Here is an 18358-nt window from a genome sequence, read left to right on the forward strand (position 1 = left end):
GTGCCCGGTTCAACGCCACACCTGGTTTTTTGCCAGGTTCGGCACCACCGACTGCGAACGACTGAGAGGGCATCCACATGGACCCGCGCCTCCGAGCCGACGAAGCACTTGCTCGCGCGCGGGCACGCGGCGCGTTCGTCGTCACACCGGACAACGCCACGTCGCCGATGGACGCGGCGAACACCGTGCGGATCCCGCGCGACATCGTCAACAGCGCGGGCGCGGACACCGACACGAACATGCTGCCCGCCGCTGGTCAGCAGATGCAGGCGCAGCAGCAGCCGCAGTTCCCGACCGTCGACCCGCACACCGGGTGGCCGACCGAGGACTACGGGCAGCCGCAGCACGGCATGCCGCCCAACCCGTACCAGTCGCAGCGCGGACCGCACGAGTTCGGACCGCTCGGGTCGCAGCCCACCCAGCAGTACCCGCAGCAGTACTAGACGATCAGCGCGCCTGGATCTTGGCGCGCGCGGTCAGGCCGAGCTTCAGCGCGAGGCGCAGCGGCGCCCACTTCAGGCCCGGGTACCGGTCGGCGAGGTAGCGGTAGGCGGAGCGGTGGTGCTCGGTGAGCATCCGCTTGGAGACCTGGGAGGTCGAGGCGCCGCCGATGTGCATGATCTCGGCGTCCGGCACGTAGACGCTGAGCCAGCCGGCCTTGCCCAGCCGGTCCCCGAGGTCGACGTCCTCGAAGTACATGAAGTAGCGCGGGTCGAACCCGTCGATGGAGTCGAACGCCTCGCGCCGCATCAGCAGACAGGATCCCGACAGCCATCCGGCGGTGCGTTCACCGCTCCCCGAGTCCGACTGGCGGTAGGCGCGCGACCAGGGGTTGCCGGGCCAGACCTTGACGAACAGCGCGTGCCCTACACCGCGCCCGATCGAGGGCAGCAGCCGAGCGGAGGGGTAGACCTCGCCGGTGGGTTCGGTGATCAGCGGGCCGAAAGCGCCACCGCGCGGCCAGCGCCCGGCCGCCGCGATCAGCTCGTCGAGGGAGCCCGCGCCCCACTCCAGGTCGGGGTTGGCGATGACCACCCAGCCGTACTCCGGGCCGAGCGCGGCGACTCCGCGGTTGGCTCCCCCGCCGTATCCGAGGTTGCCGCCGGTCGGCACGAATTCGACGTTCGCGTGCTGCTGCGCAGCCTGCTGCGGCGCGCCGTCCTGCGAACCGTTGTCGGCGAGGATCACGCGGACCGGGCGCTCGGTGGCCTTGTCCAGGGTGTCGATGAAGCGCTGCAACGTTTCGCCGGGCGAGTAGGTCACGGTGACGACGGCGAGTTCGTCGCCGTAGGTGCGCGCGTTGGTCACGCCGTCACATTCTGCTGCAACGCGGTCGCCACCGGGTCAGCGGGTGCGGGCGTGGTGGGCGCGCGCGTAGGCCTCGCGGTGCTGGGTCGCGCAGGCGCCCCAGGTGAACTCCTTGGCGCGCAGCTGCGCGGCAGTTGCCAGGGCCGAGCGGCGGGCCGGGTCGTCGAGGAGTTCGCGCAGGCCGGCGGCGATGTCGGTGGGCCGGACGCCGCAGTAGGCGACGGCGTCACCGCCCACCTCCGGCAGGCTCAGCCTGCGCGTGGTCAGCACCGGCGCACCGCAGGCCATCGCTTCCAGGACCGGCAGTCCGAAGCCCTCGCCGAGGCTCGGGTAGGCGACCAGCCGCGCACCGCCGAGGAATCCGGCGAGCTCGTCGAACGGCAGGTACCCGGCCCTGATCACCCGGATCCGGTGCGGAACCGATTCCAGCGCCCGCTCGACCAAGGTGTCCCAGCCGGGCTGCCCGGCGAGCACCAGCGCGGGGGCCTCGTCGCGGCGCCCCTGGCAGGCCTGGGTGAAGGCCCGGATGAGCGCAGGAACGTTCTTGCGCGGTTCGAGGGCTCCGAGGAACGCGACGTAGGGCTGGTCGAAGAGGTTCAGGCGGTCGCGGACGACCTCGATCTCCTCCGGGGTCGGCGGGTGGAACCGGTCCGGGTCGACGCCGTGGTAGCTCACCGCCATGCGGTTGCGGTCCGCCCCGATGGTGCGGGCGAGCTCGGCCGCGGTGGCCTGGCTGGGCACCACGCAGATCTCGGCGCGGCGCAGCGCGGCCCTCGTCCACGCGCGGAAGAAGCGGGCCTTGACCGGCGAGTGGACGCGGCGGTTGGTGAAGAACGTGGCGTCGTGCAGGGTCACCACCGACGCGGCGGGGTTGGCCAGCGGCGTCGTGTAGTGCGGCGAGTGCAGCACGTCGACGCCGAGCTTGTTGACCAGCACCGGCAGCGTCGTCTGCTCCCACGTCAACCGCGCGGTCCGGGTCGCGACCGCCTCGGCGGCCGGAACGATCCGCGAGTTCCGCGCGAGGGTCGCGTAGAGGGCGGCGTCGCGCGGCTGGCACACCACGGTGACCCGCGCGCCGTCCGAATCCAGGGCGGCGAGCAGGGAATCGACGTACCGTCCGACGCCGCCTCGGTCCGCGGGGACCGCGGTGGCGTCGATCAGAATGTGCGGTTCACCTCTGTGCACCAGGAGAGAGTACGGCGAAGGTTCACGGCTTCGTGCCCAGTACGTGAAAAACGTGGGAGCGAGGAGCAGCCTTTGTGAGCAAGGGAACCTTTCGGTCACCGTTCGCCGGCTCGCAACCTGATCGTCGGTCCGAGGGTGAGGAGGGGAACCTTTCAGTCACCGACGAGGTCGCGGTGCAGTTCCCAGATGTCGAGGGCCGCTCTTTCCCAGGTGAACTCGGCCGCCCTGCGCCGCCCGGCCGCGGCGAGATCGGCTCTGCGCTGCGGTTCGTCGACGATGCGGCGCAACGCAGCCGCCAGCGCGGGCGGGTCGGCCCGGGGGACTTCCGCTCCCGCACCGCCGGCGACCTCCGACAGTGCTGGGGCGTCGGAGTGGACGACCGGGAGGCCGAGTGACATCGCCTCGATCAGCGGCAGGCCGAAGCCCTCGGCGAGGCTCGGCGCGACCAGCGCCGTGGCGCCGCGCAGCAGCGCGGAGAGCTCGGCGTCGGTGATGTCGTTGAGCACCCGCAGGCGGCCGTACCCGGTGTCGGCCGCGAGGGCCGGCAGGTCGAGGTCTCCCCAGCCGGGGCGGCCGACGATCAGCAGCGGGATGTCCGGGGCGTTCGGTTCGGCGAGGGCGCGGATGAGGTGCTCGTAGCCCTTGCGCGGCTCGATGGTGCCGATCGCCAGCAGGTACTCCGGCGGCAGATCGAGACGCGTGGCGGGTGCTGGGTCGGCCAGCAGAGCGTGGGTCACGCCTTCGGGAACCACCCGGGGTTCGGAGGTGAGCGGAACTCGACCCGCGAGGTCTTCGGCGACGGCGCGGGTGGGCACCACCAGGGCGTCCGCGTGACCGGCGGCTCTGGTGATCATGCGCCGGTGCCAGGCGACTCCGCGCGGGGTGAGGGTTTCCGGATGGGTCCAGGGGACGGTGTCGTGCACGGTGACGACCAGGCCGCGTCCGCGTCGGCGGGGCGGGGCGAGCGGCGTCATCGCGTGCACGGTGTCGCCGCCCGGCCACAGCGGCAGGCCGCGCTCCCACGCGGCGATCAGCGCGCGTCGCGGCAGCGGCAGCACGCGGGGTCCCGCGACGCCGGGGACGCGGGCCTCCTCGGGGTCGCCGCTGCGGCTGATCGCGCTGGTCACCGTCCATCCGTCGGGTGCGGTGGCGGCGAGGGCGCGCAGCAGTTCCCGGGTGTAGCGGCCGGTGCCGCCGGGGACCGGGGCCAGCAGCTGCTCGGCGATGGCAACCAGCTCGGGCACGCGCTCAGCTTCGCACGCGCTGGAAACCCGCCGATGCGTGACGCTAGGTTTCCCCGGTGACATCAGACGGGGTGCGCACCACGGTCATCGTGATCACGTGGCGCGGCCGGGCCCACATCGACGCCTGCCTGGAGGCGCTGGCCGCGCAGTCGCGTCCGCACCGGACGCTGGTGGTGGACAACGCCTCCGACGACGGCACGGCCGAACTGCTCACCGCCCACCCCGAGATCGAGGTGCTGCGGCTGCCGCGCAACGTCGGCTACGCGGGCGGCCTGGCCGCCGCACTGCCCGAGGTGGACACGCCCTTCGTCGCCTGGCTCAACGACGACGCCGCCCCGTCCGCGAACTGGCTGGAGGTGGTGGAGGGGAACCTTTCTGCCACCGCGACCGCGGCGGCGGCCACGTCCGTGCTGCTGGCGCCGGACGGCCGTGTGCAGTCGACGGGGGTGCGGCTGACCGCTGACGGGCACGGCGCGGATGCCACGGCGACCGGCGCGGTCTTCGGGTTCTGCGGTGGGGCGGCGTTGCTGCGCACCGACGTGCTGCGCGAGGTGGGAGGGGTTCCGGCCGACTTCTTCTGCTACTACGAGGACACCGACACGGCGTGGCGGCTGCGGCTGGCGGGTTTCGACGTGGTGGGCACGGAGGCGACCGCCACGCATCTGCACGGGGCCAGCACCCGGCCCGGGTCGGCGCTGTTCCACCGCTGGAACGAGGGGAACCGTCTGCTCACCCTGCTGCGCTGCGCGCCCGCCGGGGTGGCGGTTCGCGAGCTGGCGAGGTTCGCGGCCATCACGCTGCTCCTGCCGTGGCGCGATGTGCCCCATCGCCCGCCGAACCTGCGGGCCGGTCTGCGGCTGCGGGTGTTGGTGAAGGTCTCCTCGGTGCTGCCCGCGACGCTGCGCGCCCGTCGCAGGATCGGCCGGATGGCACGGGTTTCCCGCCGCGAGGTGTGGGAGGCCTGGGCGGGCCGGTGAGCGGACGTCAGTGCTGTGCAAGGCGGTTGTAAGCGGCCTGCGCACACTTCGGGGGCATGACTACGACAGGAGTTCACCAGCGTTCGATCGCCATCGTGGGGATGTCCTGCCGGCTTCCCAGGGCGACCGACCCCGACCGGCTGTGGGAACTTTTGTGCGGCGGTGTCGACGCGACCGCGCACACCCCCGCTGAGCGCTACGACGCGGCGGCGCTGCGTTCCTCGGGGCCCGGCGGTCTCGCCGGTTGCCGGGCCGGGTTCGTCGACGGAATCGCGGATTTCGACGCCGATTTCTTCGACATGTCCGCAGCCGAGGCCACCGCGCTCGATCCTCAGCAGCGGCTGCTGCTGATGTGCGCGTGGGAGGCGTTCGAGGACGCCGGAGTCGTCCCGGAGCAGTGGCGCGAATCCCGAACCGGCGTGTTCGTGGGCAACTCCCGGGCCGATTTCCTCGAATCCGCCCTCCAGCAGGGCCTTTCCTCCGCCACGGCGACGCAGCTGGGAAACGTTCGCTCACTGCTGCCCGCGAGGCTGTCGCACCACTTCGACCTGCGCGGTCCGAGCGTCGTGGTCGACACCGCGTGCTCGTCGGCGTTGACGGCGGTGCACCAGGCGGTGCAGAGCCTGCGGTCCGGGGAGATCCCGGCGGCGGTGGTCGCCGGGGTGAACCTGCCGCTGCGGCCCGACGAGGCCGTGATGATGTCGCACGCCGGGGCCATGTCGGCGGACGGCCGCAGCCGTTTCGGCAGCGCGGACGCCGATGGTCACGCGCCTTCCGACGCGGTCGCGGTGGTGGTGCTCAAGCCGATGGAAGCGGCGCTGGCCGATGGGGATCGGGTGCGCGCGGTGATCGCCGGCAGCGCTGTGGGCAACGACGGGCGCAGCAACGACTCGGTGCTCAACCCGTCGCTGGAGGGACAGCTGGACGTGCTGCGCTGGGCCTACCGGGACGCGCGCGTGGAGCCCTCGGCGGTGGACTTCGTGGAGGCGCACGGGTCCGGTTCGCCGCTGCTGGACCCATTGGAGCTGACCGCCCTGGGCCGGTTCATGGGAACCTCCCGATCACCGGACCGGCCGCTGCTGGTCGGCTCGGTGAAGTCCAACCTCGGGCACGCAGAGGCCGCCGGTGGTCTGGTCGGGCTGATCAAGGCCGCGTTGTGCCTGGAGAACGGCAAGGTTCCTGCGAGCCTGCACGCCGGGCTCCCGCGCACCGACGTGGACTGGTCGGGCCTGTCGATCCCGCGAGCGCTCACCGACATCCCCTCGCGGGCGATCGCCGGGGTGTCCGCGCAGGGGTCGTCGGCGCTCAACGCGCACGTGGTGCTGCACAGCGCCGAGCACGAGCCGCGCACACCGGACGACGGGACGCGCTGGCCGCTGGTGCTGTCGGCGCGCACTCCAGAAGCGCTGGCGGACCTGACCCGCGCCTACGTCGAGCATCTCTCGGGTTCGGGTGCGGACTTCCCGGTGCGCGACCTGTGCCGCAGCGCGGCGCTGCGCCGCACGCGCTTCGAGCACCGCGCGGTGGCGATCGGTGCGACGCACCGGGAGCTCGTCGAGTCGCTGACCACCGACAGCACGCCGGAGCTGGACCGGTTCCTCGGTTCCGAGTCGGTGGACCGGGACGGGCTGTTCGGGCCCGGACGGCACGTGCCGCTGCCGACGTACCCGTGGCAGACGCGCCGCTACTGGCCGGGCGAGGAGCCGGCGGGTGATGATCCGGCTGAGTGGTTGCTGGGCAAGCACGCGCGCACCGCGTTCGACCAGGATTCCGCGCTCGCCGACATCGGCATCGATTCGCTGGCGAAGCTGCAACTGCTGGTGGAGGTGCAGCAGCGCACCGGGCGCGAGGTCGATCCGGAGGAGCTTGCGGCGCTGCGCACCGTGCGGGACCTGTGCCGCTGGGCGCGAGAGCTGGCGGAGGTTCGGCGATGAACGTTCTCACGTGGTTCGAACGGGCCGCCGCCCAGTTCCCCGACGAGCCGGCTCTGGAGGTCGACGGGGCCGCCCTGACCTACGCGGAGCTGCGCGAACTGGTCGAGCGGTTGGCTGCGCGGCTGCAGGCGGCGGGCGCCCCTCGGCGGGTCGGGCTGCTGGCGAACCGCTCGGTGCTCGCCTGCGCCGGATACCTGGCGGTGCTGCGCGCCGGTGCGACGGTGGTGCCCTTGAACCCGCAGCACCCGCCGGAGCGCATCCGCGAACTGGTGGCCAAGACCGGTGTCGAGCTGCTGCTCACCGAGCAGTCCGGGGCTCGGGGTGAGTGGAAGGTTCCCGTGCTGCGCGCCGGGACGGACGAGCCCTTCGGACGGGCGCGGGAGGTGCCCGTCGGGCCGGACGACATCGCCTACGTCATCTGCACGTCGGGATCGACGGGGACGCCGAAGGCGGTGCCGGTCTCGCACGGCAACCTCGACGCGTATCTGACGGAGGTCGCCGCGCGGTACGGGATCGGGCCGGGAAGCCGGGTTTCGGGGAACTTCGAGCTGACCTTCGACGGTTCGGTGCACGACATGTTCGTCACCCTCTGCCAGGGCGGCACGCTGGTTGTGCCGCGCGCGGGAGCGTTGCTGTCACCGGTGCGCGCGGTCAACGCGCTGCGGTTGACGCACTGGTTCTCGGTGCCGTCGCTGATCTCCTTCGCTGAGCGGCTCGGCACGCTGCGGCCGGGGGCGATGCCGACGTTGCGGTGCAGCATCTTCGGCGGTGAGGCGGTGCCGTTGGAGGCGCTGCGGAGTTGGAACCGGGCGGCGCCGAACAGCGATGTCGAGGTGCTCTACGGGCCGACTGAGCTGACGATCGCTTGCACCGGCTACCGGTTGCCGCGCGAGGTGTCGGGGTGGCCGAGCACGCCGAACGGGGTCGCTCCGATCGGCGAGTGCTTCCCCTCGTTGGAGTTCCGGGTGCTGGATCCCACCGGCAGGCCGGCGGCGCGCGGCGAGTTGTGCGTGCGCGGACCGCAGCGGTTCGCCGGATACCTCGATCCCGCTGACGACGCGGGACGTTTCGCGCCGGGCGGCTGGTACCGGACCGGGGATCTGGTGACCGTCGAGGACGGTGTGCTGCTGCACCTGGGCCGCACCGATCAGCAGGTGAAGGTGCGCGGGCATCGCATCGAGCTCGGTGAGGTCGAGGCCGCGTTGCGCGCGCTGCCGGGCGTGCGGGACGCGATCGTGCTGGCGGTGCCGACCGAGGGCGAACCGGAGTTGGCGGCGGCCGTCGGGGGCGACTGCGATCCCGACGCGCTGCAGGCGGGTCTGCGCGACCGGCTGCCGCCGTACATGCTGCCGCGCCGGATCACGGTGCTGGACCGACTTCCGCTCAACGCCAACGGCAAGCTCGACCGCCGGGCGCTGCGCACCGAACTCGAACTGTGAGGCGATGATGTTCGACGCGATCGTCGTGGGTGCCCGCTGCGCGGGTTCGCCCACCGCAATGCTGCTGGCCCGTGCGGGTCACCGGGTGCTGCTGCTGGAGCGCGGGACGTTCCCCTCAGACACCGTTTCCACCCACGTCATCCACCAGCCCGGGGTGGCCGCGCTGGCGCGGTGGGGGTTGTTGGACGAGTTGCGCGCCACCGGTTGCCCGCCGCTGCGGCACGCCCGCTACCAGGTCGCCGATGCGCGGCTGGCCGGGTGCGGGCGCGGCGTGGCCGGGCAGCGCGCGGGGTACGCGCCGCGCCGCTTCGTGCTGGACGAGCTGCTGGCGCGGGCGGCTGTGGCGGCGGGCGCGGAGTTGCGGGAGAAGTGCCGGGTCACCGGGTTGTTGCGGGACGACGGCGGCCGGGTGGTGGGGGTGCGCGGCGAGCACCGGGGGGTGGAGTTCACCGAGCGCGCGTCGCTGGTGATCGGCGCGGACGGGATGCGCTCGTCGGTGGCCGCGCACGCCGGTGCGGGGTTCACGACCTGGGACGAGCGGTTGACCTGCGCCTACTACTCGTACTGGACGGGTGTGCCCGCCGATCTGGAGATCTACGAGTCGACGGGCAGTTGGGTGGCGGCCACGCCCACGCACGGGCACGCGACGCTGGTGCTGACCTACTTCCCGCAGTCGCGGTTCCGCTCGGTGCGCGCCGACGCCCAGCGCGCCCACCTCGATCGCGTTCGGGAAACCGCACCTGAGCTGCACGAGCGCTTGCAGGGCGGGGAACAGGTGGAGCGGTTGCGCGGGTCTGGTGATCAGCAGAACTTCTTCCGCGAGGCGGCCGGTCCGGGTTGGGTGCTGGTGGGCGATGCCGGCCACCACAAGGACTCGATCACCGCGCGCGGGATCAGCGACGCGTTCACCCAGGCCGAGGCGTTGGCCAGGCACATCAGCGGGTTCCTCGACTCGCCGGGGAGGCTGGACGCGGCGTTGCGGGGCTTCGCGGCCGAGCGCGACCGCACCTTGGCCTCGGGGTACGAGGCGACGCTGTCGGTGGCGCGGATGACGCCGCCGAACGAGCAGCGCCTGGCTCTGCTGCGCGCCATCCAGCAGGACGAGGAGTTGACGTCGATCTACTTCGACGCCTTCGCCGGGGCCGCCGACATCACGGCCCTCTACACGCCGAGGCTCCGGGAGCTGCTCAGCCAGGGCCCGAGGTGAGGGGCAGCGGGCGGTTGTGGTCCGAACCGTCCACGATCGATGTCCGATTCGCCCGGGCAGTTCGGACCGGAACCGTCCCCTGGCGAGGCCCGAACCGCCTCCGAGGCCGGTCACGGCGACCGAATTGACCGAACACCCGGGCGGCCCGGACTCGCGATGGTGCAGGCTTGGGGCGTGGTCGAAGCGAATCTTCCCGTCGTCTCCGTGATCGTCGTGAACTACCGCGGCGCGGACGACACCATCACCTGCCTGCGCGCGGTGCGCGATGAGCTGGACTACCCGGCCGACAAGCTGGAGGTGCTGTGCGTCGACAACGCCTCCGGTGACGGCTCCGCGCAGCGCATCCGGGACGCCGTGCCCGAGGCGCGGTTGATCGAGTCGGCGAGCAACACCGGTTTCGCCGGTGGCTGCAACCTGGCCGCGCGCGAGGCGTCCGGGGAGGTGCTGGCGTTCCTCAACAACGACGCCCGACCGGACCGCAGCTGGGCGCGGGCGGCCGTGGAGGTGCTGCGGGCGGAGCCGACCGTGGGCGCGGTGGCCAGCAAGGTGCTGGACTGGGACGGCGAGCGCGTCGACTTCGTCGACGGCGGCCTCACCTGGTTCGGCATGGGCTACAAGCGGCACGCCGGTGAGCTCGACGACGGTTCGCACGACGCGCCCCGCGACGTGCTGTTCGGAACCGGGTCGGCGCTGTTCGTGCGAGCCGAGCTGTTCGCGGCGCTGGACGGTTTCGACGAGCGCTTCTTCATGTTCTACGAGGACGTGGACCTGGGCTGGCGGCTGAACCTGCGCGGCTGGCGGGTCCGCTACGAGCCGAGGTCGCTGACCTTCCACCGCCACCACGCGTCGATGGCCGAGGTCTCCTCCTCCCGCGAGCACTACCTGCTGGAGCGCAACGCGCTGGCCGCGCTGTACAAGAACCTCTCCGACGAGACGCTCGCCAAGGCGCTGCCCGCAGCGATGGCGCTGGCGGTGCGGCGGGCCACGGCGCGCGGCGAGATCGACCCGACGCAGCTGGAGATCACCCGGCGCGGCGAGACCGAGGACGACTCCCCGGTGCCGATCGACCGCTCGGCGCTGGCGGGGATGCTGGCCATCGACCAGTTCGTCGAGCTGCTGCCGTCGCTGAAGATCTCCCGCGAGCAGGAGCAGCGGGAGCGGGTGCGCACCGATGCCGACCTGCTGCCGCTGATGCGCAAGGCGATGGAGCCCGCCTACCCGCTTCCCCGCTACCTGGCCGCGCACGACGCGCTGGTGGAGGCGTTCGAGCTGGACGAGGTGTTCGGCAGACCGCGCAAGATCGTGGTGATCACCGGCGACGCGGTCACCGAGCGGATGGCCGGTCCGGCGATCCGCGCCTGGCACATGGCCGAGGTGCTCGCCGCCGAGCACCGGGTCCGGCTGGTCAGCGTCAACGCCCGGGTGGATCCGCCGGAGTCGGAGTTCGAGGTGCTGGCCGCCAAGCCGCGGGAGCTGGCCGAGCACGTCGAGTGGGCCGACATCGTCGTGCTGCAGGGGCACGTCCTGGAGATGGTGCCCGCGCTCAAGCGCGTGGACTCCACCAAGATCGTGGTCTGCGACGTCTACGACCCGATGCACCTGGAACTGCTGGAGCAGGGCCGGGATTCCGACGAGGAGCGCCGCGCGAAGGACCTCGCCGGTGTCACCGAGGTGCTCAACACCCAGCTGGAGCGCGGGGACTTCTTCCTGTGCGCCTCGGAGCGCCAGCGGCACTTCTGGCTCGGGCACCTCGCGTCGCTGGGCCGGTTGACGCCGGGGCTCTACGACAACGATCCGACGGTGCGGTCCCTGCTGTCGGTGGTGCCGTTCGGGCTGCCTTCGGTGGCTCCGCGCCGCACCGCGCCCGCGATCAAGGGCACCAGGCCGGGGATCTCGGCCGACGACAAGGTCGTGCTGTGGGCGGGTGGCGTCTACAGCTGGTTCGACCCGCTGACCCTGCTGCGCGCGATCGACCGGCTGGCGCAGCGGCGAAGCGATGTGCGGTTGTTCTTCTTGGGCATGAAGCACCCGAACCCGGACGTGCCGGAGATGGGCATGGCCGGGCAGACCCGGGCGCTGGCGCAGCGGCTCGGCCTGACCGACAAGTTCGTGTTCTTCAACGAGAGCTGGGTGCCCTACCAGGAGCGGCAGAACTTCCTGCTGGACGCCGACTGCGGTGTCACCACGCACTTCGAGCACGTGGAGACGACCTTCGCGTTCCGCACGAGGGTGCTGGACTACCTGTGGTCGGGGCTGCCGGTGATCACCACCGACGGTGATTCGTTCGCCGACCTGGTGCGCAGCGAGGGCATCGGCGTCGTGGTGCCCGCCGAGGATCCCGAGGCTCTCGCCGACGCGCTGGAGAAGGTCCTCTACGACGCGGAGTTCGCCGCCGAGTGCCGCCGCCGGATCGAGCCGGTGCGCGAGCGCTTCACCTGGGAGGCGGTGCTCTCGCCGCTGACCTCGTTCTGCCGCGATCCGCGTCCGGCGGCCGACCGGCTCACCGCCGCCGCCCCGCTGGTGCGCAGCGAGCAGCCGGGACGGGTGGAAGCGGTGCGTCGGGATCTGTCGCTGCTGCGGGAGTACCTCGACGCCGGTGGTCCGGCCGAGGTCGCCAAGCGCGCGACCGGCCGGCTGCGGCGCATCGCCGGGGAACGGCTCCGTGGCCGCTGACCTGCGGGTTCTGCTCGACGCCACACCGCTGCTGGGGCCGCGCACCGGCATCGGCCGCTACACGGCGTCGCTGGTGGCGGCGCTGGCGTCCGAGGTGGACGTCCGGTTGATCGGCTTCAGCGCCCGGGGGTGGCGCCGGTTGCGCACCGAGGCGCCGACCGGAACTCACGTGGTGGGGCCGCCGATCCCGGCTCGCGCGTTGCGGATGTTGTGGCGGGGCGGGCGTTTCCCGCCGGTCGAGCTGCTGTCCGGGACCGTCGACGTAATGCACGGGACGAACTTCGTGCTGCCCCCGTCGGTGCGCGCGGCGGGTGTGGTGACGGTGCACGACCTGGCGTTCCTGGACGATCCTTCGCTGGCCGACGAGGACCTGCCCGCGCTGGTGCGGCTTTCGGCGCAGCGGGCGCGCGTGGTGTGCGCGCCGACGGCGGCGGTGGCCGACCAGGTCGCCGAGCGCCTGGACGTCTCGCCGGAGAAGCTCGCGGTCACGCCCTTGGGGGTCGATCCCGCATGGTTCTCGGCGGCACGGGCCTCAGACGATCGGATTCCGCCCGAGTACCTGCTGTTCGTGGGTGCGGAGAGCCCGCGCAAGGGGCTCGACGTGCTGCGGTCGGCTCTTGCTCCGGATCTCCCGCCGCTGGTCATCGCGGGCCCGGGAACGGCCGGCGAGGTCGACGGGGTGATCCGCACCGGTTACCTCACCGACGAGGAGTTGCGCGGTCTGGTGGCCGGGGCGAGCGCGCTGGTGCTGCCGTCCCGCGACGAGGGCTTCGGGTTGCCGGTGCTGGAGGCGCTGGCGTGCGGGGTGCCGGTGGTGTGCTCGGACCTCCCCGCGCTGCGGGAGGTCGCCGGTGCGCACGCGGTCTTCGCACCGGCCGAGGATCCGGCCGCGCTGCGCGAGGCGTTGCGCCGCGCGCTGGCCGCGCCACCGGATGCCGAAGCCGGTCGCGCGCACGCGAAGAGCTTCAGCTGGGAGCACTGCGCGAGCCGGACCCGTGCCGCCTACCTGCGCGCCGTGGCGTAGGGGAACCTTCCGCTCATCCGCGGAGGCGGAAGGCTTCCCCGCTGGTGGTGAAGGCCTCCTTCAGCGCGTCCTGCCAAGGCCGCAGCGGTGTCAGACCCGCGTCCCTCCAGGCGTTCTCGGACAGCACCGAGTAGGCCGGGCGCGGGGTCCTGGTCGGGTAGTCGGCGCTGGTGCAGGGGTTCACCCGGTGCGGGTCGAGGCCCAGTTCGGCGAAGATGGCGCGGGCGAACTCGAACCAGCTGGTGGATCCGGTGTTGGTGCAGTGCAGCACCCGCTGCTGCGGGCCGGTGCCCGCGGCGACCGGTTCGGCGAGTTCCAGCAGGCCGCGAGCCAGGTCCGCGGCCCAGGTGGGCGAGCCGATCTGGTCGTTCACGACGGACAGTTCGTCGCGCTGGGCCGCCAGCCGGGCCATGGTCTTGACGAAGTTGCCGCCGTGCGCGCCGTAGACCCAGGCGGTGCGCACGATCCAGGCGCTCGCAGCCGATTCCAGCACCGCCCGCTCGCCTTCGAGCTTGGTGCGGCCGTAGACGGTGCGCGGCCCGGTCTCGTCGCCCGGCTCGTAGGGGCGGTCGGCGTCGCCGGGGAAGACGTAGTCGGTGGACACGTGCAGCAGCGGCAGCCCGCCGTCCCGGCACGCCTCGGCGAGCGCGGCAGGACCCGCGACGTTGACCCGGTGCGCCCCTTCGGGATCGGACTCGGCGGCGTCCACCGCGGTGTAGGCGGCGGTGTTGATCACGACCGGGCGGAGTTCGGCGTCGCCGGCGGCCTGGGCGAACGCTTCGACGGCGTCGCGCACGGATTCGGCATCGGTGATGTCGAGCTCGGACGATCCCGGTGCGTGCACCAGGCTCCCGCGGCGGGCGTCGAGGATCGCCGACAACTCGGAGCCGACCTGTCCCTTGCCGCCCGGGACGAGCACCGCCAGGCGGGTCATCGGGCCACCGCCGCGCGCTCCTTCAGCGGTTCCCACCACGACCGGTGGTCCCGGTACCAGGCGATGGTGTCGCGCAGCCCGGTCTCGAAGTCGATCTGCGGGGCGTAGCCGAGCTCGGCGATCTTGGCGTGGTCGACCGAGTAGCGGCGGTCGTGGCCCTTGCGGTCCTCGACGGGTTCGACCATCGAGCGGTCCAGTCCGAACTCGGCGAGCAGCCGTTCGGTCAGCTCCCGGTTGGTCAGCTCGGTGCCGCCGCCGATGTTGTAGATCTCACCCGGAGTCCCGGACTCGGCGACGATCTGGATGCCTCGGCAGTGATCGCCGACGTGCAGCCAGTCGCGCACGTTCATGCCGTCGCCGTAGAGGGGAACCTTGCGCCCGTCCATCAGGTTCGTGATGAACAGCGGCAGCACCTTCTCCGGGAACTGGTACGGGCCGTAGTTGTTCGAGCACCGCGTGATGCACACCGGAAGCCCGTGCGTGCGGTGGTAGGCGCGCGCCAGCAGGTCGGAGCCCGCTTTGGCCGCCGAGTAAGGCGAATTGGGCTCGAGAAGATGATCTTCTGGCCACGAACCGGTCTCGATCGAGCCGTAGACCTCGTCGGTGGAGACGTGGACGAACTTGCCCACACCGGCTTCCAGCGCGGCCTGCAGCAGCGCGTTGGTCCCCACCACGTTGGTCACCACGAAGGCGTCGGAACCGGTGATGGAGCGGTCCACGTGGGTCTCCGCGGCGAAGTGCACCACCACGTCGACGCTGGTCATGACCTCGCCGAGCAGGTCGCGGTCGCAGATGTCGCCGCGCACGAACCGCAGCCGGGGGTCGTCGGCCACCTCCGCCAGGTTCGCCTCGTTGCCCGCGTAGGTCAGCTTGTCCAGCACGATCACTTCGGCACCGCTGAAGGCCGGGTAAGCCCCGCTGAGCAGCTGCCTGACGTAGTGCGAGCCGATGAAGCCGGCCCCACCGGTGACCAGAATCCGCATTCCGCCTCTTCCTCGTCCTGCGCGGGCAGTAGGCGCACGGCCCGCGATGGGCAGTCTGACATGCGCCGATGCTCGACCCCATCGACTCCCGAGTTACGTACCGTCACAGACGTGGTTCACCCTTATGAGTGAGATCACCAGTTCTCGAGGGACCCGTCATGGTTCGAGTGGATCACCGTTAGCCTTCTCCGAGAAGTCGGGCAAAATCACTCGTGTAGGTGTAACGCTCGCCCCCGCAGCCCCCAAGGAGGAATCGCGTGGACGACCGGCCGAGGCGGCCCGGGAGCCCTGATGGGCGACCCGGAAGAGGTGTTCCGCCACGTGGCCCCGGAGGCGGACCGGCCCGCTCCGGCGCTCCTGCCGGCCGACCGCAGGGTGCTCGTCGCACCGGTGCGGCAGGCGCTGCGACCGGCGCCGCGAGTGCCGCGAGGAGCAGCTCAGCGACTGCTCAGAGTAAGGCTGCGGCCAGGGAATCTGCTCGAAGCGGTGATGCCGACCTGCATCCCGACGACGTCTGGAGCCGAGGCGGCTTCTGGCAGCGGAAGACCACCCGCAACGGCGCCCGCACCCTCACCGCCCTGCTGTCGGTCATCGTCCTGTGCATCACCGGCTTCGCCTGGGCGATGTTCCGGCCGGGCGCGGGCGGCACCGGCACCGCCGACGTCATCGGCAGCGGGTTCAGCGCCCCCGACGGCGCCACCGACATCCTGCTGATCGGCAACGACAGCCGCACCGACGCGCAGGGCAACCCGCTGCCCAAGCAGATCCTGCAGGAGCTGCACACCACGCAGGAGGGCGGCGACCTCACCGACGCCATGATCCTGGTGCGCATCCCCAACGGCGGTCACAGCGCCAGCGCCATGTCCTTCCCCCGGGACACCATGGTCAACAGCAGTGTCGGCGAGGAGAAGCACAAGCTCACCGAGACCATGAACCGCGGCAAGGACGCCGAACGCGCCAAGCTCCAGGAAGAGGGCGTCACCGACCCCAAGGAGCTCGACGAGAAGTCGCGGCTGGCCGGCAAGCAGGCGCTGCTGGAGACCATGGAGAAGCTCACCGGCGTCAGCATCGACCACTACGCCGAGGTCAACCTGCTCGGGTTCTACGAGATCACCAAGGCCGTCGGCGGCGTCGAGGTCTGCCTCAACGACGCCACCAAGGACAGCTACTCCGGCGCCAACTTCAAGAAGGGCGTGCAGACGATCCAGGGCGCCGACGCGCTCGCCTTCGTCCGGCAGCGCCACGGCCTGCTCAACGAGCTCTCCCGCGGCAAGCGCCAGCAGGTGTTCATGTCCGCGCTCGCGCACCGGATCCTGTCCTCCGGCACCCTGGCCAACCCGGCGAAGCTCAGCGCGCTGATCGACGCGATCAACAAGTCGGTGACCCTCGACCCAGCGCTGGCCAGCGACATCCTCGGCTTCGCCGAGCAGATGCAGGGCATCGCCGGCGGCAACGTGCAGTTCTACAGCGCCCCGGTGCACCTGGTCGGCGAGTCCGGCCAGGAGGACGTCACGCTCAACATCGCCGAGAGCAAGCAGTTCGCGGCCGACCTGCTCCTGCCCCCGCAGCAGCGCGCGCAGAAGCTGGCGACCCTGAAGTCCCCGACCAAGGTCACCACCAGCGTCTACAACGCCTCCGGCATCAGCGGGCTGGCCGCCAACGTGCTGGAGGAGCTGACCAGTCAGGGCTTCCAGGAAGGCAGCAGCTCCAACTCCGAGACCCGCGCCTCCTCCGTCGTCTACTACGCCAACGGCGAGCAGGACGTCGGCAAGTTGGTCGCCGAGTCCCTCGGAGGCCTGCCTACCGAGGTCAACCCCAACATCACACCGGGCAGCGTCGAGGTCTACATCGGCAAGGACTACAAGGGCCCCGGCAAGTCGAACTTCGCCGGCGCCCCCACCCTCCGCCTCGACGGCCTGAACAAGGCCGCACCGCTGCGCACGCAGGCGGACACCGGGAACAACCCCATCACCGCGGACGGGGTCCCCTGCATCGACTGAGGTGCATGGGAACTTTCCTGTCACCGTCGGAGCCGCCAGGCAGCATGGGAGCTTTCCTGCCACCAGCATGTGACAGGAAAGCTCCCATGCGCGTGCTGTGAGGGGCTCGATCCACCGACCGCGCCCGGGGGACACGCTTGTCCCGCGCGGTCGGTCCCGCGCAGGGCCAGACCCTGAATCGCAATTTCTCCTGATTCCGCGACGCCCGCCGCATACACGACGATCCGGAATCGCGCACGTCGATCCCGGATATATGGGGGACAACCCCCAAGGGATTCCCCCGATACCGCGCGGACATTGACCCAAAACTTCCCGCGGTCAACGAACGCGCAGGTGAGAGGCTTGTTCAAATTCCTTTTCCAACGCGGAGCAACCGAGCCGGGGGCGGCACGTCTTACGAATCAAAAGCGGGTGAGAAAGACCCGATAGCACCCTGGGGGAAGGACCCAATCATGCTGAAGCGAATTCGTACCGCCGGTGCCGCGACCGCCCTCCTCGGCGGAACGCTGCTGATCGCCGGATGCAGCGGCCAGGCCGCGACGAACTCGCCGGCCGGGTTGCCCCAATCCGGTTCGCAGGCCGTCAACGCCGTCGGCGTCGGCACCTCGCAGGGCGATGACATCTCCGCGTCCAACTGCTCGGCGACGGACTTCCAGATCAAGCTGCAGGCCCAGCCCAACCCGAACCAGTACCTGCTGACCATGACCAACACCTCGGACAAGGCCTGCGAGCTCGGCGGCTGGGTGAACCTGACGCCCACCAACATGGCGAACGAGCCGATCGAGGAAGTTCCCAGCGAGAACGTCGAGATCCCGGGCGGGCCGCAGGACATCACCCTCGAGCCGGGCCGGACCGCTTTCGCCGGCGTCAACGCCGAACTGGGCGACAAGGGCGACTCGAACACCTACGTCACCAGCGGTTTCGTCGCCAGCCCCGCCGACATGAGCGGCTCGGTCAGCGCCCCGGTCAACAGCCTGAACAACGAGCCGGTCACCGAGATCCCGCTGAAGAGCCTGCAGGTCGGCACCCTCCAGCCCTCGGCCCAGGGCGTCCTGTTCTGACCGACGCGACTCCTGTCCGAAGCCCGCGCCGCACAGGCGCGGGCTTCGCCGCGTTCAGGGCTCCCTTCGCGAAGTGAGCGAAAGGTTCCCAGCCCGGTGACCCAAGGTCTCCCCTCGCGACGTGAGCGGGAAGTTCCCTTCCTCCCGACCCAGGGGCCCTTCACGACACGGAAAGTTCCCCTCCTCGCAACCGAGGAGCTCCCTTCACGACGTGAGCGAAAGGTTCCCCTCCTCCGGCTTTTGAGCATGATCCTTGGCGGTTTACTGTGAATCATCGACACAAACCCAGGGGGAGGGCTCGGTGGACGAACCGGATCAGGGGCATGAGCTCCCCGAGCCGGACGGCCCCGAAGTCGTTTCGTCCGGCCGGTCCCGCTCAGCGGCGCGGA

Annotated in this window: 14 protein-coding genes; 9 read left to right on the top strand and 5 right to left on the bottom strand. The window is 71.2% G+C overall.

The genetic code is table 11. The features are described from left to right. The first annotated feature begins 77 nt into the window (after window positions 1–77). The gene (locus AB0J78_RS16545; RefSeq protein ID WP_363789791.1) at window positions 78–443 is read left to right on the top strand and encodes a hypothetical protein; all 366 of its coding nucleotides are present in this window, start codon (window positions 78–80) and stop codon (window positions 441–443) included. Between the two features lie 4 nt (window positions 444–447). Here the strand turns inward: AB0J78_RS16545 and AB0J78_RS16550 are convergent, their stop codons facing one another. The 3 genes from AB0J78_RS16550 to AB0J78_RS16560 form a co-directional block, all read right to left on the bottom strand. Next, window positions 448–1308, bottom strand: coding sequence for a glycosyltransferase family 2 protein (locus tag AB0J78_RS16550; protein WP_363789792.1), 861 nt, complete (start codon window positions 1306–1308; stop codon window positions 448–450). A gap of 36 nt (window positions 1309–1344) precedes the next feature. Next, window positions 1345–2472 carry a glycosyltransferase family 1 protein gene (locus AB0J78_RS16555; RefSeq protein ID WP_363790423.1) on the bottom strand — a complete coding sequence of 376 codons (1128 nt, stop codon included), beginning with the start codon at window positions 2470–2472 and terminating at the stop codon, window positions 1345–1347. Between the two features lie 173 nt (window positions 2473–2645). Continuing rightward, on the bottom strand, window positions 2646–3737 hold the full coding sequence (locus AB0J78_RS16560; protein WP_363789793.1) for a glycosyltransferase family 1 protein: 1092 nt from the start codon (window positions 3735–3737) through the stop codon (window positions 2646–2648). A 56-nt stretch (window positions 3738–3793) separates the two neighbouring features. Here AB0J78_RS16560 and AB0J78_RS16565 point away from each other — a divergent pair, with 56 nt between their 5' ends. The 6 genes from AB0J78_RS16565 to AB0J78_RS16590 all read left to right on the top strand — a co-directional run bounded on the left by AB0J78_RS16565 (window position 3794) and on the right by AB0J78_RS16590 (window position 12991). Continuing rightward, on the top strand, window positions 3794–4714 hold the full coding sequence (locus tag AB0J78_RS16565; protein ID WP_363789794.1) for a glycosyltransferase: 921 nt from the start codon (window positions 3794–3796) through the stop codon (window positions 4712–4714). 56 nt (window positions 4715–4770) lie between these two features. Next, the gene (locus AB0J78_RS16570) at window positions 4771–6648 is read left to right on the top strand and encodes a beta-ketoacyl synthase N-terminal-like domain-containing protein (RefSeq protein WP_363789795.1); all 1878 of its coding nucleotides are present in this window, start codon (window positions 4771–4773) and stop codon (window positions 6646–6648) included. Continuing rightward, entirely contained in the window at window positions 6645–8087 is a 1443-nt protein-coding gene (locus AB0J78_RS16575) for an AMP-binding protein (RefSeq protein ID WP_363789796.1), read from the top strand. Before AB0J78_RS16570 ends, AB0J78_RS16575 begins: the two co-directional genes overlap by 4 nt. 4 nt (window positions 8088–8091) lie before the next feature. After that, complete coding sequence (locus tag AB0J78_RS16580) at window positions 8092–9294, top strand: NAD(P)/FAD-dependent oxidoreductase (RefSeq protein ID WP_363789797.1); 1203 nt, start codon at window positions 8092–8094, stop codon at window positions 9292–9294. A gap of 174 nt (window positions 9295–9468) precedes the next feature. Further along, window positions 9469–11967 carry a glycosyltransferase gene (locus AB0J78_RS16585; protein WP_363789798.1) on the top strand — a complete coding sequence of 833 codons (2499 nt, stop codon included), beginning with the start codon at window positions 9469–9471 and terminating at the stop codon, window positions 11965–11967. Then, window positions 11957–12991, top strand: coding sequence for a glycosyltransferase family 1 protein (locus AB0J78_RS16590; protein ID WP_363789799.1), 1035 nt, complete (start codon window positions 11957–11959; stop codon window positions 12989–12991). The genes AB0J78_RS16585 and AB0J78_RS16590 overlap by 11 nt, the downstream gene beginning before the upstream one ends. Before the next feature lie 13 nt (window positions 12992–13004). Here AB0J78_RS16590 and rfbD read toward each other — a convergent pair whose 3' ends face one another. Further along, entirely contained in the window at window positions 13005–13925 is a 921-nt protein-coding gene (gene rfbD, locus AB0J78_RS16595; protein WP_363789800.1) for a dTDP-4-dehydrorhamnose reductase, read from the bottom strand. Next, window positions 13922–14908, bottom strand: coding sequence for a dTDP-glucose 4,6-dehydratase (gene rfbB, locus AB0J78_RS16600; RefSeq protein ID WP_363789801.1), 987 nt, complete (start codon window positions 14906–14908; stop codon window positions 13922–13924). The genes rfbD and rfbB overlap by 4 nt, the downstream gene beginning before the upstream one ends. A 257-nt stretch (window positions 14909–15165) precedes the next feature. On the opposite strand from rfbB, the gene AB0J78_RS16605 reads away from it, so the two are divergent. Both AB0J78_RS16605 and AB0J78_RS16610 read left to right on the top strand, forming a co-directional pair. Next, window positions 15166–16908: an LCP family protein gene (locus AB0J78_RS16605; RefSeq protein WP_363789802.1), complete on the top strand. Its 1743-nt coding sequence runs from the start codon at window positions 15166–15168 to the stop codon at window positions 16906–16908. A gap of 452 nt (window positions 16909–17360) precedes the next feature. Beyond that, a complete protein-coding gene (locus AB0J78_RS16610; protein ID WP_363789803.1) occupies window positions 17361–17969 on the top strand; it encodes a DUF4232 domain-containing protein in 609 nt (202 codons plus the stop codon). Window positions 17970–18358: the final 389 nt, after the last annotated feature.

The sequence above is a fragment of the Saccharopolyspora sp. NPDC049426 genome (assembly GCF_040676935.1).
Classification (GTDB): Bacteria; Actinomycetota; Actinomycetes; order Mycobacteriales; family Pseudonocardiaceae; genus Saccharopolyspora.

Excerpts from the sequence above, each read along its gene's own strand:
- AB0J78_RS16610 (WP_363789803.1), top strand. The coding sequence starts at position 17,361 with ATGCTGAAGCGAATTCGTACCGCCGGTGCCGCGACCGCCCTCCTCGGC.
- rfbD (WP_363789800.1), bottom strand. The coding sequence starts at position 13,925 with ATGACCCGCCTGGCGGTGCTCGTCCCGGGCGGCAAGGGACAGGTCGGC.
- AB0J78_RS16545 (WP_363789791.1), top strand. The coding sequence starts at position 78 with ATGGACCCGCGCCTCCGAGCCGACGAAGCACTTGCTCGCGCGCGGGCA.
- AB0J78_RS16570 (WP_363789795.1), top strand. The coding sequence starts at position 4,771 with ATGACTACGACAGGAGTTCACCAGCGTTCGATCGCCATCGTGGGGATG.
- rfbB (WP_363789801.1), bottom strand. The coding sequence starts at position 14,908 with ATGCGGATTCTGGTCACCGGTGGGGCCGGCTTCATCGGCTCGCACTAC.
- AB0J78_RS16580 (WP_363789797.1), top strand. The coding sequence starts at position 8,092 with ATGATGTTCGACGCGATCGTCGTGGGTGCCCGCTGCGCGGGTTCGCCC.
- AB0J78_RS16575 (WP_363789796.1), top strand. The coding sequence starts at position 6,645 with ATGAACGTTCTCACGTGGTTCGAACGGGCCGCCGCCCAGTTCCCCGAC.